Origin of the sequence: Nocardiopsis changdeensis, from assembly GCF_018316655.1 — a bacterium.
Taxonomy (GTDB): domain Bacteria; phylum Actinomycetota; class Actinomycetes; order Streptosporangiales; family Streptosporangiaceae; genus Nocardiopsis; species Nocardiopsis changdeensis.
In genome coordinates this window covers 1,598,157-1,613,873 of the sequence record NZ_CP074133.1, presented here as the reverse complement: position 1 = coordinate 1,613,873, position 15,717 = coordinate 1,598,157, and the positions used below count along the sequence as shown (strand labels likewise).

Sequence of the window (15,717 nt, the reverse complement as noted above, 5' to 3'; positions counted from 1 at the left end):
GCAGTGTCAGCGAGCCGGATCGACAACGAGAACGAGTACGTGTGCCATGGGGTGACGTGGGCCGGTGGCCGTCCCCGGCTCCTGCTCGCCCCCGTCCCCACGGGACCCTTGTTCGCCGTCGAGGTCATGGGCGGGAAGATCGGCCTGCGAACGATCGGCCGGGAACGCTTCTGCACCGGACGCTTCGGTTTCACCGACACCTTCCGTGTGGAGCCGGTGCCCTGCTCCGACCGGGCGCAGGCGGGACGGGGCGGCCAGTGTGCTCTGTGCGCCCAGCAGGACGAGTTCCGTTTCGCCCACCAGGTCCACACCGGCGGATACGTGTCTCCGGCGCTGGAGCGGTACATGGCCCAGCCCCACTGGCTGTACATCGCCACCTTCGCCCACGGCGTCAGCAAGGTGGGCACGGCGGCACAGCCCCGAAAGCGCTCACGCCTGGACGAGCAGGGGGCGCTGATGGCGACCTTCGTCGCCAGAACACAGGACGGCCGGACCGTACGGCGGTTGGAGGACGCCATCACACGCGGCCTCGGGGTCGTCCAGCAAGTACGCGGAGCCGCCAAGCTCGCGGCGCTCATAAGCCCCGGCAATCTCCGGCAGGTCGAGGAAGCACACGCGCACACCGTGCAACGGAGCGTCGAGCTCCTGGCCGACCTGGGCGTCGAGACCATGGTGGAAGGGTGGCAGCCGCCTCGGGAGGGCGAAGGACTGCGCCGGATACACCCGGGTGTCGGGCGTTCCCTGTATCCCCATGACCTTCGCGAAGGCGAACACGGCTTCACCGTCGAGGCGTGTCTGGGCTCCCATGCCCTGGTCCGCCTCACGGACCCGGACGATGCTGTGCGCTATGTGCTGGACCTGGGCGTTCTCAAGGGACACCGGCTCGCGCTCGGCGATTACTCATCCCCGGCGACGAGCGTGCAGACCGCTCTTTTCTGAACGTGTAGGACGCGAGGAGACACCTGTGGTTCCACCGGATGCCGTCGCGGGCTGGGATGAGCGGCACACCGCCGAGGCCTACGCCTGTTTCACCCACCTGTTCCCCATGTACACGAACACCAGCCGTGACCTGGTGGAGCGGGCCGAGCTACGCGGCAGTCGGCTCGTGGTCGACCTGTGCGGGGGCACGGGTGTCACCGCCGGGGCCGCGCTCGCCGTCCTGCCCTCGCGAGCGCGGGTCATCTCCTTGGACGCCTCCGCCGCCATGCAGGAGGTGGGGCGGCGGAGCCTGCATGACACACGTCTGTCCTGGGTCACCGCAAGAGCCGAGGACGTCGCCCGGCACGTCGGCGAAGGAGCCGACGCGGTGGTGTGCAACTCCGCGATCTGGAAGACCGACACCATGGCCACTTTCACGGCCGTCCGAAGTGTTCTGCGGCCCGGCGGGCGGTTCGTCTTCAACATCGGGGGCGGCTTCGCCGGAGTCACCCATCCCGACGAGGAGGCCGCCCGCACCGGACCGTCGTTGAGCGCCCTAATCCAGGACGTGGCCGTCCGCGACTACGGGTATGTACCGCCGCGAAAGACCCGGGCCCGACCGAAGCTGCCCCTGGAGGTGGTTCGGGCACAGCTGCGTGCAGCGGGGTTCCGGGTCCTGGAAGCGGGTGTCGTAGCCCACCACGGGACGATGGCGGAGAAGCGGGCATGGTTGTCCATCCCGATCTTCGCCCAACCCGAAGGCGATCTGACCTATGAGCAGCGCATGGAGATCCTCCGCAAGGCCTACGCGCTGGTCGCCCCGGGCCAGGTGACCGTCACGAGCTGGCTCGTCGTCGTCGCCCAGGCCGCGGGATGATCCCCCGGTTCCGGGCCCGGCGTCAGCGGATGCCGGTACGGGCTTCGGCCAGTCGCCGGGCGTGTCGTCGAATCCGGTCCCGGTCCTCGGGGAACACGCTCTCCCAATCGTGCTCCAGCGGGACCCAGGCAGCCGGCTGCCCGCTCTCCCCTGAAAGCGGCAGCGTGCGGTCGGCGAGGGCCGCATACGCCAATCCGAGCGTCGGTGTCCAGTCTGAGCGGTAGGAACGGACCGACACGGCGGCTGGCACAGGCAGGAGTTCGGCAGAGATGCCCGCCTCCTCCCGGAGTTCCCGAGCCGCGGCCTCACGCGGTGTCTCCCCGGGCTCGACCTTGCCGCCGGGCGGGACCCAGCCGCGCCACCGGTGCCGGACGAGCAGCACGTGGCCGCAATCGTGGTCGATGACCCACACTTCCGCTGAGAGGGGCTCCATCGGCTTGCGGCGGGCCTGCTCCAGCCAGGCGCGGGCGTTGTCGAATTCGGCCACGGCCAGACGCACGTCGACATCAACCGCATCGAGGGTGCGCTGCTCCACATCCTGTATCACCCGTCACACCCTACGCCGCCCGGCATTCGGCTTCACGTTCCTTCACGAACCCGTGCGTCCGCATGCCGGGCGGCGGACTCCTCATCCCAGGAGTCAGGTAGACCGTGGTTCCCGCATATGGAGTTGAGGCCGGTGCCGCTGTCGGTGTGGAGCGCTCAGCGCGCTACTGGACAGGCCGTCGGGCTCGGAGGGCGGGAATCGCCTGGATCTTCTCGGCTTGGAGGTCGTCCCAGAGGATTCCCTGTGGGCGGCGGCGCGGCGGGCACAGGATGGTCTCCGCCGGGGTGACGATCACGTCGACGCTCGCGTCGTGGTCGCTGTCCGGCAGTTCTTCGTCGACGACCTGGAGCTGGTGCACGGTCGTGACGATGAGGGTGCGGGGGCCGATGAGCCCGGCGTCGGCGAGCAACCCCATCTCGATGTCGCTGTATCCGGCTCCCTTGCCCAGCCGGACGCCCGCCCGGTTGACCGCCACACTGCCGCAGACCACGACGTCCACCGGGTGCATCCGTTCGACGGAGATGTGGGGGGCGTGCGAGGCCGCCCACCTACCGGTGGACGCGACCTCTACCGGATCGTGGATGGCGGCGGGGTCGAGTTCGTAGAACGGTTCGGGGGTGGCCATCTTGGAGACGGCCATGTACAACAGTTTCCCGGCGGCAAGTGCCTCGGCCCGCACCTCGGCCTGAGCCTTGTCCGGATTCGACTTGACCACCCGGGCGCGGGCCCAGCCCTCCAGCCCAGCAAGGCGAAGCGCCGCTCGATCAGCGCCGTGGAAGTCCGGGATCTTGCCATGAACCGGCCCGCTCCGGCCGATCCGGCGGGCGTCCAGCAGAGACCAGATGCGTTGGCGGACGTCGTCCTTGGCGCTGTTGATATCGGTGGTCATGCTTCTACTTTCTAGCTCGCCATGAGGGTGAAGAGACGATCGTGCACGTCGGCGACCCAGGGTTCGCCCCTCCAGGGGGACAGCTCCCGTGATGCCGTCGCGACCAGGGTGAGTGCTCCTCCGGCGCGGGTCGACTCGATGAGGTCCATGGCGTCGTGCAGGACGGCTGCGGCTTCATCGGGGCGCTGTTGGCGCAGGTGGGCGAGGGCGAGGTTGGCGACCACGATGGCCTGGGACTTGGCGCGTTCCTCCAGCAGGGGGACCGCCTCTTCCAGGATCCGCTGGGCCTGCTGCGGGCGTCGCAGGGACAGGTACACGGATCCGGAGATGCGCAGTCGGCGTCCGTTCCATTCCCCGGGTTCGAGGTCGGCCTTCTCCACCAAGCGGTCGACCTCCCTCAGGTGCTGTTCGGCCGCGGTTCGGTCACCGAGCCGGGCGTGGGCCTCGCTGACGTGCAGAGCAGCCAGTGCGTGCACGGCGGGTAGCCCGCGGGCGGCGTGAACAGCGCGCTGGGCGGCGATTAACGCGCCTCGGTTGTCGCCGGTTCCGTAGAGCGGGATGAACGACTGGCGCAACAAGGCCTGGGCGAGGACATCGCGGTTCCTGCTGTGGCGGGCCGCATGCGCAGCCTGGTCGAGGTACGAACCTGCGGCTCCCCCGTCGCGGCGGTGGGAGGCGTCCCAGATGAGCTGGCCCATCAGGAGGGCCGAACGTGCTCGCAGTTCCAGCACAGCCCGTGTTCCCTCGGAGTCGGCGGGAACGGTCGCGTTGGCCAGCACCCCGTGGATCTGACCTGCTTCGGCGAGCAGCATGGATGAGGAGACCAGGTCGTAGTCGCGCTCCAGGCGTCGCAGTTCGTCGTCGGCCCAGTCTCGGGCTTCGGAGTCCAGGCGTTCGCCGGGCTTTGGAACCGGCGATGTCGTTCCCTCTGAGTTGGAGTGACCCGGGGTAGCCAGCCCCCGGGGCTGCGTGGTCTCCCATGGTCGGGGCGTGAGTCCGAGGAGGTGGCCGGGGATGCGCAGTCCGTCGGCGATCTCGCAGATCTTGTCGTAGCTGGTCACCCGAACGAGGTCGCGGGCGATCCTTCCGACACGTTCCGCTTTGACGCCGCAGGAGGCACCGATCTTCCCGAAGCTGATCCCGTGCCGGCGAGCCAGCTGGAACACGGTCGCGAAGTCGTGCTCCTGGAGGGCGCGCTGCATATCCTCCCGGGCGAGGAGTTCGGCTGGCAGGGCCGCTGAGGGGGTGTAGACCATGGTGTCTCCGTCAGGCGCTGTCACAGAGGGTGGAGGTGCCGACGGCATTCAGTATCCCTGGACAGCGGACGGTTCACCATGGGTTCCGGCGGCTCTGGACTGTTCGTCGGCGAGCAGCGCGGACTCTTCGGAAGTCTCACTGGGTGACGGTTCGTGCGTCTCTAGAACGGCTGCTCGGGATTCGGAAACACAGGCCGAGCCAGCTCTGGCCGCTCGTTGATCAGGTGGCGGATCGCATCGGCCAGGTCATCGAGGTCGTCGGCCCCACCACTGACCTCCAGGCCGGAGGTAAGGACGTTCAGCTGCTCCATCGCGTTCGCGTGGACCTGGCCCACGGCGATCCGTCCGAGGACGCGCAGTCCTTCGTGGGCGCTTCGGGCCGTGTTCCTTCGGTGGGCCATCTCCGAGGCCGTGACCTGTTCTCCGAGGTACAGGTAGGGGCGAATCAGCGGACTGCCATCCGAGGCGCACTCCCATCCACTGGACCAGCTGCGTCGAGAAAGCCCTCGTTCGGTACGGCTGGACGATGACATGCCTTCGACTCCTCCTTGTAAATCAGGTTCAGTGGGAACGGGGTTCTGTCCTTGCCGGGAGAAGGCGAGGCGACCCACCACAGGTGCCGTTCGCCCCTCCCCCTCCGCAAGGGCGAACGGCCGTCGATCTCACTCCCGGATCGGAGCGAAGTTCTTGGCCCTCAGGGCGTGGACCTCGCTGGCGAGGTAGCGCCGGTGACCGCCGGGCGTCCTGAAGCTGGACAGGAGTCCTCGGTCGGCCCATCTGCTGACGGTGTGGACGTTGACCCGGAACAGTCCGGCCACTTCAGAGGTGGTCAGCACTCTTTCGGGCTCTGTGCTCGGGTAGGTGGTGGAGGGTATGGGGAGCACGTGCGAAGTTCCTTTCCGGTGGAACGGACGTGTTATGGGTGAGGAAGGCGTGCCAGTCGGTCACGTCAGGGTGGCGGCGGAGAAGGCTCTTCCGCTCGCTGTGGGTCATCCCGCCCCAGAGTCCTGCCTTCACGCCTTCGGAAAGCACTCGGGTCAAGCAGGCGATGTGGACGGAGCACGGGACGCAGATGTGTCGGAGCCGGCGTTGTTGCAGTGCGCCGCCGAACAGGAGGTCCGGGTCGGCCAGGCTCTGGCACGGGGTTCGGTCGGTCATGGCGAATGCGGCCGAGCGGGAGCAGCCGGAAGCGGACAGGGAGCGTGAACGGTGGGCCTGGCGGAGGACCACGTGCATCCCGGGGTCGGGCAGGCCCACCACGACCGGGGTGGGGTCAGTGTGCGCGCCAGCTCGCGCTCGGTGTTCACGATCCGGTTGTGCAGCTCGGAGCAGGTGGGGGCGGCGAGAGGGGCGACGTGGGCCTCGCCCTGGTAGAAGGCGAAAAACGCCCGCGAAGCCGGTCCCCACAGGATGAGCCACAGCCGTCCGTGTCGTCGTTGAAGGTGCCGGGCGGCCTGATAGCGGTCGTGGTCGTCCTCGTACCTCCATCCCACGAGACGTCACCAACCTTCTCCTGGAACCCCTGGCCTGGATTCCTGGGCGTGGTCGATCTCGAACCAGACGCTGGTGCGGCCGTCGTCATGGTGAACTGTTCCCCACCGGTCGGCCTCCGCGGCGACCAGGAACAGTCCCCGTCCTTCCTCGGCGTCCGCGTCCCAGGGACGCAGGTGCGGAACGGTGAACTCCTCGAGGTCGGGGCCGGCGTCGATGACGCGGACCTGGAGGCGCCCGGGGAGCTGGAACACCGCCACTACGACCTCGCCCCCGGGCTCCCCACTGCGGGAGTGTTGGGTCGTGTTGTTGAAGAGCTCCGTGGCCAACAGCTCGACAAGGGCGAACTCTCGCTCGGGCAAGGAAACCAGCGCGCGCAGATAGCGGCGGACGGCCTTGGCGTAGACGGGCTGCCCCGGAGCCGCTACCGCATGTCCCACCAGCTTCCTGGAAGGCTCCACCATCACGGATGCGCGATCATCCGGGGCGGTCACCCGACGGAGGAGGAACGGCTTCGCGTCAGGCGAACACTCCGCGGCCACTGCCAAGCGATCACGCCCACCGCCTCGGATTGCGGAAACAGAACCCATACCAGCCCCAAACGAGCGCTACTCCTCAGACGGCAAGGCTCACTGGCGGAGAAAGCCTGTGAGGCCCCTATGTCCACGGTCAGCCCGGGATCCAGACCCGTGTCCTTCGGATCGGCCGGTTGCCTATGTCCAGGGTGGCCGTACAAGCGCACTCAGCGGATCCCCTTGAGGGGTACCTACCAGGAGTACCCGTAGAGGTTCAGCGACCGCAGCCTGGATATAGAGCACAGCCAGGCCTTCGGCTTGACGGGGCCTGCTCACCGGATAAGGCAACCGCCCCATCCTGCACGAGCAGCCGGCCGTCTTGCCCTGGAACGAGGTCCCCTCACCCACGACGAAGGGTCCACCCATGCACATGGAAGGGAGGAACTCCGCTTTCTCAAGGTCACCGCGGAGAACGGGTTCGTCTTCCCGAAGCGTGTCAGGCGGTGCGCATCGAGCGCCACCGCCACCCGCACGGCAAGGAGAAGGGCGGCCGCGAGGTGGTCTTCGCCGTACCGACCTGGACGCCCACCAGGTCTCCCTAAGGAATGGGCCACCTATGCCCGCGGGCACTAAACGGTGGAGAACCGGGTGCACTACGTGCGCGACGTGACCCGCAAAGAAGATGCCCGCCGCATCCGTACCGGAGCTGAAGACTCGGCAATCACTCGGTTCTTACATGACAGACAGTCCCCATAGTTGAAAAGCTACGGGGACCTACGTTTACATGGGACAGAGAAATTCGAAACCGATCTTCGCACACTCCCCAACTAAAACAAAACTACAGGACCTAACTGCACCTCAGGTCCAAACGGCCAAACCGGACCAATACTCACAATGACTGACACCCCTACCCTCCAAAATTTCATAAATCATCCATTATGTCAAAAACCTGGAACAACCTCCACAAATCTCACGATCCCAGAATAATAGCACTTGACTATACATCCAAACTAGATCGTGATGAGATACTCAAGGACGGGCAGCTCACCTCCCTATGAATCCGAGGAGACAATTAACATAGTTATCATTCCATGGTCAACGTAGACGTGAGAAGACCAGTTCTGGACTCGAGCTCACGTGCAACTTGCATACGACGCTGCGCCTGAGATGGCTTAGGAAGAATGGTTTTCAAGTCAGTCTTCACGTTCCGAAGCCAAATCCTCCAAGCTTCGCTCCAGTTGCTTACAGCATCTGCAACAACGCTGGATTCGACCGGGATAGCGAATTCCCCAGTGAATTTTGGATTCACAGTCAATAGGGCAACCAGAGCCTGAGAATGCGCTTCACTTGGAGTGTCCATCAGCTTATTTGAACCAATGAGAACATCTCCCTGGTCAAGCAGCGTTTCGCCAAGAGTTACTGGAAGCACTTCATGGGCAGGCACATCTAGAATGATAGTCATCTCCGCCGAGCTCTCCTCAGACGGAAGAAAATCTCCAATCTTAGGTGGAACCCCATTATCCACCAGGATACGTGCTGCGATAGGAACAGGATCGAAAACAGTCCTGCGAACTGCCTTCTGCTGCTGCTCTCGACCACTCACCGTGCGCTGAGTTCGCTCCATGACCAGGTCTCTTATAGACCGTTCGACAGCACGAGCAGCGTCATCGGCATCAGGGCCAAATAGGTACCTCATCGCCCATGAATCAAATTCTTGGCGATCCGCCTGACGAAGCTCATCGTCAATCGGTAGCACCGGACGGTTAGACAAGCGCTCAAAGAGTTCAACCAGATCTTCTGCTTGCGAAGTTGTAAATTTCAACGGATTTATGATCGGCATCTGCTCAAGTTCGCGGATATAGGTGTGAAGGACTCCATCCCCACCCCCTCGCCGCCCATACACCTCTGCCATAAGGTTTGTCCACGTAAGATTAGCAACCGCCGCGAAGGCGCGAGGAACAGAAAGATCCGCAGGTGGGGCCGAGTAAATAAAGTTATCTGGGATTAGAATTTCTGCTGCTAGCGTAGGCGCATAGTGCCGGTCTCCCCTACCCTTGACCCAACAAACCCTTCCTGGGCCAGTGGAGATCCTGGGAACTTGAAACCATACGGGCCTAACGCGAACTTGAGATCGCTGAGCCGGAATACCTCCGGCCCGCCGGCTTCCTTCTCTAGCTGAAAAGTCGGTGGTCTCACCATAGTGGATATAGGAAAGCACATGAGCCCACCGCTTTAGTTCTATTTCACTCTTCGTCTCTTGCAGATAAAGCATTCGCCAGGGATCAGTGTCCTCTACTTTAACATCAATTCGCCCTTCCAGCACCCCTGGGCGGCGAACCATAGGTTTGAGGGCCTCACGTTCGATAACATGTAGAGCCTGCCTACCATCCCGAACAACTGTTAGGCGCTGTCGGTCTCGTTGAGACCTCAAACCCATTCGTGCCATGATCGTTGGATCAGCGATTTCCTCAAGGCAAAAATAACCTACAACTCGGGTGGGGATTCCGGACCTAGCAGGTGCAATATCACCTAGACGAATAAGCTTGGAATCTGCCTTGCGACGCAGCGCTCCGATACTCGGCGGCTCGACAAGACACGCACCCCAGAAGGAACTGAGTTTTCCAGGGAATGCATTCTTGGCACCAAGGATCCTAAAGTCCACTCCGCCAGACATTATTTCTCCTCTCCAGAGTCACCAACATCGCGCCCAGGACGCACCAACTGAGCCTGTGGAAATACACGGATATCCCACCGGAGGTCCTCGCCTACATCAAAATTAGTTTCCAGGATCTCATCGATTACATCCTCTCCTCGCTTGCCACGAGGAAAGTCCATTTCCAAGAGATCAGCCAAAGACTGCTTAAATCTCACGAAACGAACCAAGTGACCTTCTGGTATGTTCGGGTTTGGCATATGCGAGAACCTCGCAGTGGGCTCATCTACCTTCTCTGCAAGGATGATTACGGTATTCTGCTTCGCAGCAAACCATCGCTCCACCCTGCTATCAATAATAGCATGCACCTTAAAATATCGAGACAGGAAAGCGAGTACGGCATCTCCATATTCAGAGGCCAGCAGGCTCCATGAAACAATAAAGCCTAGCCTTCCACCAGGCCGCAAGTACATGTGAGCGCCCGCGATGAAAAACGCCCATACGTCAGCCTTGCCAGTGAAATTTGGGTAGGTCGTTTGAGTTTTATTGAAGTGGTTCTGAAGGAATTCAAGGACCTCCTGACGCTCCTCAGGAGTACGGTTTTCGAACCGGATATATGGTGGGTTTCCGACTACAGCGTCTACGTTCTTTGGATACTTCAGGCGACCTACCGAAGGGAGAGTCAGCGGGCTCTTATACCCGGGGTAGGTATCAAAAAAGTCGGCACGAAATACACGAGGATAAGCAGATGTTGCTGAAGAGTCAGCAAGCGTCAAGTTAAATCCAGTTAGGGAAGCGGCAAACTCCGCCAACTCAATGGCGTAAACTTCCTCAAGCGCCTGTTCATGTGTTGACCCAAGTGCCCTTTTTCGATCGTAACACATTGTAACGAATGTACCGGCGCCAGAAGATGGATCCAGAACAACATCTGCAGGCTCCCGCACAGCATATGCAGTAATCAGCTCTACGACAGTGTCAGGGGTGTAATGAACTCCCATGACATGCCTGTGCTCATCATCAAGGAGAGATTCATAAAGCCCTGGGACATAGGATGCTGGGGCTTCCCAATCAGCACCTTTAACCACATCAATTAGCTTACCCCAACGCTCTCCAATGTCGCGGGTGGAACTTTCACCATCGACAAAAACGATGTCATCGAGATCTGTAGAAGAGAATTGAACTTCAAAGTCTCCTGTCTTTCGTCGTGCGTGCTCGTACAAACTTCGCAAATCACTAGCAACTCTCCTGGGATCAGATGTGTTCCTGGCGATCTCCAGGGAATCCAACCCAAAACTGCTTCCATCCGGACGTGTAGCTGTCGCCAGGGCTTGATAAAGCATAAGACGTGTGGATATAACGAACGCAGATATGGTTGCCACTTGCTCGGATTCCGAAATGAAATTATCCATATTCCCCTGCGGGTCAAGTGAAATTTCAACACCAAACTGGGAACGGAATATATCCAGAGTCTTTTCTCGAAAGTTGTTATCCTTCGCCGATTCACGGATTCGCTCGGACGCTTCTTCCGCAACGCTGGCAATAGAGACCTTCAGTTCAGAAGCTTGTGGCGGAAGCTTCTTCTCTCCCTCCTTACGATACATCTTCTTTCGGTATATTTCAGAAAACTCATCGAGAAACTCCCGCCAATTGGCTCGCATTTCATCCCGACGGGCATGAGCGAAGCGAGAATGACTCAGGTCACGGGCTATTTCAAACTTTAAGATTGGATCAGACTGGCTAGGTCCTTTTTTAGTTTCCCAGAGCATGATTTCACGAAAATTGCATGTCAAAAAGAACGGAAGACCTCGACCGACCGCTTTCTTCCAGGCGTCCATCAGAAGCTCTGGGGAATTTGCCTGAGCCACCTCTGGACGCTTCATCTCCACGCTTGCCAGTGCGAATTTCTTGGATCGAATGGTCAGGTCACATCGCTTGGTTCCACCAGAGCTCTGATCGAATACATGCTCTTCAACATCGGCGTGATAGAAGATGGGATCAATTCCATCGCTTTCAAGCTTCTCCGCCCTGGATTCCGTTGGTGCACTAAACCAGCCTGCAAGAGTACGTTCGTCAGTAATTGTCTTGGTCTTTGCCACGCCGACCATCCTTGCTTCCTTGTACGACCGTTCGCTGCCTTGCCTTCGCCTCACCTCGTGTGGTATAAGGCTCCTGAGGCAGCTTCCACAAGTTTCCAGAACCAGGGGCTCCGCTACCGTCGTTGCAGCACCAGGATAGCTGTTTCACCTAGATGAGACGGTCTCCTAATCCACATAAGCGCCTTTGCCTCCGTATCACCCCGAGCATGATCGCAGCCGACGCCACTGAACCTTTTTCATCCTTCTTCTCGGAGCTGAAGGACCAGAACAGTGCGGGTGGTCTGGCCGGCCCGCTGCGGGCAGCAACGCAGGCGGCACGGAATGTACCACTGTTTGTGCTGGGCGATCGCGTGTTCGCCCGGTGCGCGGAGCTTGCCGCGCCCCTTGAACGGGCAAAACACCATAGCCATCATCGACCACGCAGCGGGCCAGGGCGAGGCGGCTGGCGGGTGTGAGTTTGGCGTTGGCGTGGGTAGTGTGAGCCATCAAGGGCCTTCCGGTGAGTCGGTGCAGAACTTGCAATCCGCACCGATACCGGAGGCCCTCATGGCTTGTGTCAGATGGGGTGGGTGTTACCAACCTCCGTGGTCAGTACACCTAGTTCGCCCCAGCTCCACGCCCGCGCGGGAGTACCATCCGGATCACGTCCATAGGGCAACAACGATGAGGGCAGCTCCTGAAGGACACCAGCGTCCAGCGCTCGCCTCGATAGTTCGGCCACCATCTGTGCTTGCTCGGTGTCCCGCAGTATCTTCATCAGAAAGGCGATGCCGCTTGGGTCGGTGAGGTCGGCGTGGGCGGCGGGGTTGCGTGCCAACAATGCAGCCACCGCCTGCTCCTGTCCTGCTGCACGCAACTCTCCCAGCAAGTGGGCAATACCGCTTGGGTCGGTGAGGTCGGCGTGGGCGGCGGGGTTGCGTGCCAACAATGCAGCCACTGCCAGTTCCTGTCCGATGCCCCGTAACTTCCCTAGGAGAAAGGCCACGTCGGAGGCGTTGGTGAGGTCGGTGTAGGAAGCCGCTCGGGAGGCCAGCACCTCCAGTACCTGTTCCTGCCCCATCCGGCGCAGTTCCTCCAACAGGAAGATGAGGCCGCTTGGGTCGGTGAGGTCGGCGTGGGCGGCGGGGTTGCGTGCCAACAATGCAGCCACCGCCTGCTCCTGTCCTGCTGCACGCAACTCTCCCAGCAAGTGGGCAATACCGCTTGGGTCGGTGAGGTCGGCGTGGGCGGCGGGGTTGCGTGCCAACAATGCAGCCACCGCCTGCTCCTGTCCTGCTGCACGCAACTCTCCCAGCAAGTGGGCAATACCGCTTGGGCTGGTGGGGTCGGTATGAGAGGCCGCTCGGGAGGCCAGCACCTCCAATGCCTGCTCCTGCCCCGCCCGGCGCAACTCTCCCAGCAAGTGGGCAATACCGCTTGAGTCGGTAAGGCCAGTATGAGAGGCCGCTCGGGAGGCCAGCACCTCCAATGCCTGCTCCTGCCCCGCCCGGCGCAGTTCCTCCAACAGGAAGGCGACACCGCTTGGGCTGGTGGGGTCGGTATGAGAGGCCGCTCGGGAGGCCAGCACCTCCAATGCCTGCTCCTGCCCCACCCGGCGCAGTTCCTCCAACAGGAAGGCGACACCGCTTGGGCTGGTGAGGTCGGTATGAGAGGCCGCTCGGGAGGCCAGCACCTCCAATGCCTGCTCCTGCCCCACCCGGCGCAGTTCCTCCAACAGGAAGGCGACACCGCTTGGGTCGGTGAGGTCGGCGTGGGCGGCGGGGTTGCGTGCCAACAATGCAGCCACCGCCTGCTCCTGTCCTGCTGCACGCAACTCTCCCAGCAAGTGGGCAATACCGCTTGAGTCGGTAAGGCCAGTATGGGAGGCCGCTCGGGAGGCCAGCACCTCCAATGCCTGTCGCTGCCCCGTCCGGCCCAGCTTCATCAGCAGGGGGAGGATGCTGTGCGGGTTGGCGGGGTCAGCGTGGGAGGCCGCTCGGGAGGCCAGCACCTCCAATGCCTGCTCCTGCCCCGCCCGGCGCAACTCTCCCAGTAGGGGGAGGATGCTGTGCGGGTTGGCGGGGTCAGCGTGGGAGGCCGCTCGGGAGGCCAACACCTCCAATGCCTGCTCCTGCCCCGCCCGGCGCAGTTCCTCCAACAGGAAGGCGACACCGCTTGGGCTGGTGGGGTCGGTATGAGAGGCCGCTCGGGAGGCCAGCACCTCCAATGCCTGCTCCTGCCCCACCCGGCGCAGTTCCTCCAACAGGAAGGCGACACCGCTTGGGTCGGTGGGGTCGGTATGAGAGGCCGCTCGGGAGGCCAGCACCTCCAATGCCTGCTCCTGCCCCACCCGGCGCAACTCTCCCAGCAAGTGGGCAATGCCGCTTGGGTCGGTAAGGTCGGCGTAGGTGATTACTCGGGAGGCCAGCACCTCCACCGTTTGTTCAGGCCCTATATCCCGCAGCCTTTTCAGGAGAAACCCGACACCGTGCGGGTCGGTCACGTTGGCGTGCGCGGCAATCCAGTCCGCGCCCTGCTGCTGGGGATCGGTGTCGGGGGAGAGCAGTTCGGCAGCTAAGTGTGCGGCTTGGGGATGGTGAGCCAAGATAGCCCGGTGGCTGAGCCGGACTGAGTGCCGGAGCAGGCCCCGGCGCCTTGCAGCCTGCGCCAGGACATACAAGTCGTCAGGATCAGTGAGGTGGCGGTGCGCGGCTTCCCAGAACGATGCAGGAGGGCACTTCTCCCATCGCGTGTCCCTGGCGTGCTGTTCGAGGTACTCCTCTAACCGGTAAACGGGGCCCTGCGGCTCCGTGGGGTTTTGGTCACGCCGCCGGAACCTTATGCGACGCAGCGGGGCCCACCCACCATGCACGGGTAGCCTTGTCTCCCTCAATCCTGCTTCCATCCACTGATCATCCAGAGCGTCGATCTCGTCGTCAGTGAGATAGTCCTCGGCGGCCTCAGCCAGGAAGTTCAGCGGCAGATGAAAGCCCACCCCTAAAAGGCGTGCGTCCATCGCCGCCTCCAGCAGCGCTTGGGCGGGGCGGGAGCCGTGCTGATAGCGGAGCACCAGATCGGGCGCCCCGGCCAGAGTCTGGGTCAGCCGACGGTCACGGACGTGTTCCAGGGCGTGAGCAAGCTGGCCGTCGCCCGCCTCGGCCAACTTGCGGACGTCGTCGAGCTGAGCGTGGGTGAAGTCCACGGGCACAGGAACCAGTCGGCCCTCCAACAGAGCCCGTGCTGTGGCGTGCTCGTCCGCCTGCCCCGGTTGAGGGAGGGCTGTGAAGGTCTGGGCGGGCTCTTTCCACAGGGTACCCAGAACCAGAACGGGGGCACGGTCAGGGCTGGTGAGCAAGGTGTGCAGGGCTGATGCGACGCGCTCACCGAAACGGGGGTGGCCGAGGTAATGCTGGGTCTCGTTGAGCCAGAGCACGGTGTGCGGGCCCACGTTTTCAATATCAGCAAGGAGGGCTTCGGCGCGAGTGGGGTTCAGAGGGTGCCACAACCGCCATCCCCGCTCGGCGAGAGGTTGAATAGCCTCCCAGCAGGCGCGGGTCTTGCCGGTGGAGGAGTACCCCACCAGCACCACCATTCGACTGGCCCCGTCCACGGCCGCCTGCATGGCACGGCCCAGTTCGTCGTCGTGGTCACGTCGTACGTACCCCGGCAGCCTCGCCGTGTCACGTTGGGGAACGCCGACAGTTGCGGTGGGGGAATCCGGGGGGTTCCCGGCCACGCGCATCTCCAGGTCGTGAGGGTCCCACGCACGAATGGGCCGCCCCAGCCCAGACTGTGGCTGGGCAGGGGCGGCCACAGCAGCGGCGAGCAGGGTGAGCAGCGGACCTTCCTCCAGCTTGAGCGCCTCGGCCAGGCGCCTCACCGTCCGCTCCGAGGGCACCTTTTCGTTGTTGGTGGTGCTCACCACCGGGTTCACCACTGCGCGGCTCAGACCAGCCCTGTCGGCCAGCGTGTCCTGGTTCCAGTTCTTCTGGTGGAGGGCTTTCCGAAACCGGCTTCGCAGCTCCGACAGCGCCACGTCAGGGGTGAGTCCGTCCGTGCCGAAGTGAGGGCCCACACCATCTCCTGATTCGCGTGGCCGTGTCTTTTTATGTCTCATTGTGTCCAGTCCCGACCATCACAGGCACGTCTTCGACCACATTCAACTCCGCCGATAGAACAATGATGACGGAGGAAAACCGACATGCCCGAGTGGATCGTGCTGCTGGTCCTGGCCGGCACCCTGGTCACGGTCGTAGCTGTGCTGGCCGGTGCCGGCGCCGCCTACTTGGCCCGCCGCGACGGCGCCACCTACCCCAAAGCCATCCGCCACGCCGCAGCCACCCTCGCCGCCACCCTAACCCTGGCAGCCGTTCTTACCACAGCCCTGGCCGCATTGGTCACCCTGCTCCGTTGACCACTGCCCTCTGCAGGAGGGCCCCACAGACACAGGGGCGCCGCACGGGAACACCCCAGCGGCGCCCTGACCTGACTCGTGC

At 62.8% G+C, this 15,717-nt stretch carries 14 protein-coding genes; 4 read left to right on the top strand and 10 right to left on the bottom strand.

Features of this window, described 5'->3' with window-relative positions:
• Positions 1 to 3 precede the first annotated feature (3 nt).
• Together KGD84_RS07500 and KGD84_RS07495 are read left to right on the top strand one after the other, a co-directional pair.
• The gene (locus KGD84_RS07500; protein ID WP_220559538.1) at positions 4 to 939 is read left to right on the top strand and encodes a DUF2797 domain-containing protein; all 936 of its coding nucleotides are present in this window, start codon (positions 4 to 6) and stop codon (positions 937 to 939) included.
• Positions 940 to 964: 25 nt separating this feature from the next.
• Positions 965 to 1,795, top strand: coding sequence for a class I SAM-dependent methyltransferase (locus tag KGD84_RS07495; RefSeq protein ID WP_255646377.1), 831 nt, complete (start codon positions 965 to 967; stop codon positions 1,793 to 1,795).
• A gap of 22 nt (positions 1,796 to 1,817) precedes the next feature.
• Here the strand turns inward: KGD84_RS07495 and KGD84_RS07490 are convergent, their stop codons facing one another.
• The 9 genes from KGD84_RS07490 to KGD84_RS07455 all read right to left on the bottom strand — a co-directional run bounded on the left by KGD84_RS07490 (position 1,818) and on the right by KGD84_RS07455 (position 11,242).
• Positions 1,818 to 2,342 (bottom strand): NUDIX domain-containing protein, encoded by a 525-nt coding sequence (locus KGD84_RS07490; protein ID WP_370634429.1) that lies wholly within the window; start codon positions 2,340 to 2,342, stop codon positions 1,818 to 1,820.
• Between the two features lie 163 nt (positions 2,343 to 2,505).
• Entirely contained in the window at positions 2,506 to 3,231 is a 726-nt protein-coding gene (locus KGD84_RS07485) for a 5-formyltetrahydrofolate cyclo-ligase (protein ID WP_220559536.1), read from the bottom strand.
• A gap of 11 nt (positions 3,232 to 3,242) precedes the next feature.
• The gene (locus KGD84_RS07480; protein WP_260697195.1) at positions 3,243 to 4,511 is read right to left on the bottom strand and encodes an NsdA family TPR-like regulatory protein; all 1,269 of its coding nucleotides are present in this window, start codon (positions 4,509 to 4,511) and stop codon (positions 3,243 to 3,245) included.
• 137 nt (positions 4,512 to 4,648) lie between these two features.
• Positions 4,649 to 5,020, bottom strand: a complete 372-nt coding sequence (locus tag KGD84_RS07475; RefSeq protein WP_220559534.1) for a hypothetical protein — start codon at positions 5,018 to 5,020, stop codon at positions 4,649 to 4,651.
• Positions 5,021 to 5,149: 129 nt separating this feature from the next.
• Positions 5,150 to 5,371: a BldC family transcriptional regulator gene (locus tag KGD84_RS07470; protein WP_277615504.1), complete on the bottom strand. Its 222-nt coding sequence runs from the start codon at positions 5,369 to 5,371 to the stop codon at positions 5,150 to 5,152.
• Entirely contained in the window at positions 5,307 to 5,645 is a 339-nt protein-coding gene (locus tag KGD84_RS33795) for a WhiB family transcriptional regulator (RefSeq protein ID WP_220559533.1), read from the bottom strand. Before KGD84_RS33795 ends, KGD84_RS07470 begins: the two co-directional genes overlap by 65 nt.
• A 341-nt stretch (positions 5,646 to 5,986) precedes the next feature.
• The gene (locus KGD84_RS07465; protein ID WP_255646376.1) at positions 5,987 to 6,418 is read right to left on the bottom strand and encodes an ATP-binding protein; all 432 of its coding nucleotides are present in this window, start codon (positions 6,416 to 6,418) and stop codon (positions 5,987 to 5,989) included.
• 1,159 nt (positions 6,419 to 7,577) lie between these two features.
• Positions 7,578 to 8,405: a hypothetical protein gene (locus KGD84_RS07460; protein ID WP_220559530.1), complete on the bottom strand. Its 828-nt coding sequence runs from the start codon at positions 8,403 to 8,405 to the stop codon at positions 7,578 to 7,580.
• A 761-nt stretch (positions 8,406 to 9,166) separates the two neighbouring features.
• On the bottom strand, positions 9,167 to 11,242 hold the full coding sequence (locus KGD84_RS07455) for an Eco57I restriction-modification methylase domain-containing protein (protein WP_220559529.1): 2,076 nt from the start codon (positions 11,240 to 11,242) through the stop codon (positions 9,167 to 9,169).
• Positions 11,243 to 11,448: 206 nt separating this feature from the next.
• On the opposite strand from KGD84_RS07455, the gene KGD84_RS07450 reads away from it, so the two are divergent.
• Complete coding sequence (locus KGD84_RS07450) at positions 11,449 to 11,697, top strand: hypothetical protein (protein ID WP_220559528.1); 249 nt, start codon at positions 11,449 to 11,451, stop codon at positions 11,695 to 11,697.
• 101 nt (positions 11,698 to 11,798) lie between these two features.
• Here KGD84_RS07450 and KGD84_RS07445 read toward each other — a convergent pair whose 3' ends face one another.
• Positions 11,799 to 15,338 carry a hypothetical protein gene (locus tag KGD84_RS07445; protein WP_220559527.1) on the bottom strand — a complete coding sequence of 1,180 codons (3,540 nt, stop codon included), beginning with the start codon at positions 15,336 to 15,338 and terminating at the stop codon, positions 11,799 to 11,801.
• An 84-nt stretch (positions 15,339 to 15,422) separates the two neighbouring features.
• Here KGD84_RS07445 and KGD84_RS07440 point away from each other — a divergent pair, with 84 nt between their 5' ends.
• Entirely contained in the window at positions 15,423 to 15,635 is a 213-nt protein-coding gene (locus tag KGD84_RS07440) for a hypothetical protein (RefSeq protein ID WP_220559526.1), read from the top strand.
• Positions 15,636 to 15,717 lie beyond the last annotated feature (82 nt).

Bases quoted from the DNA above. Each gene is read 5' to 3' on its own strand.
- KGD84_RS07485 (WP_220559536.1), bottom strand. From the start codon at position 3,231: ATGACCACCGATATCAACAGCGCCAAGGACGACGTCCGCCAACGCATC.
- KGD84_RS07475 (WP_220559534.1), bottom strand. From the start codon at position 5,020: ATGTCATCGTCCAGCCGTACCGAACGAGGGCTTTCTCGACGCAGCTGG.
- KGD84_RS33795 (WP_220559533.1), bottom strand. From the start codon at position 5,645: ATGACCGACCGAACCCCGTGCCAGAGCCTGGCCGACCCGGACCTCCTG.
- KGD84_RS07460 (WP_220559530.1), bottom strand. From the start codon at position 8,405: ATGGCAGAGGTGTATGGGCGGCGAGGGGGTGGGGATGGAGTCCTTCAC.
- KGD84_RS07450 (WP_220559528.1), top strand. From the start codon at position 11,449: ATGATCGCAGCCGACGCCACTGAACCTTTTTCATCCTTCTTCTCGGAG.
- KGD84_RS07445 (WP_220559527.1), bottom strand. From the start codon at position 15,338: ATGAGACATAAAAAGACACGGCCACGCGAATCAGGAGATGGTGTGGGC.
- KGD84_RS07440 (WP_220559526.1), top strand. From the start codon at position 15,423: ATGCCCGAGTGGATCGTGCTGCTGGTCCTGGCCGGCACCCTGGTCACG.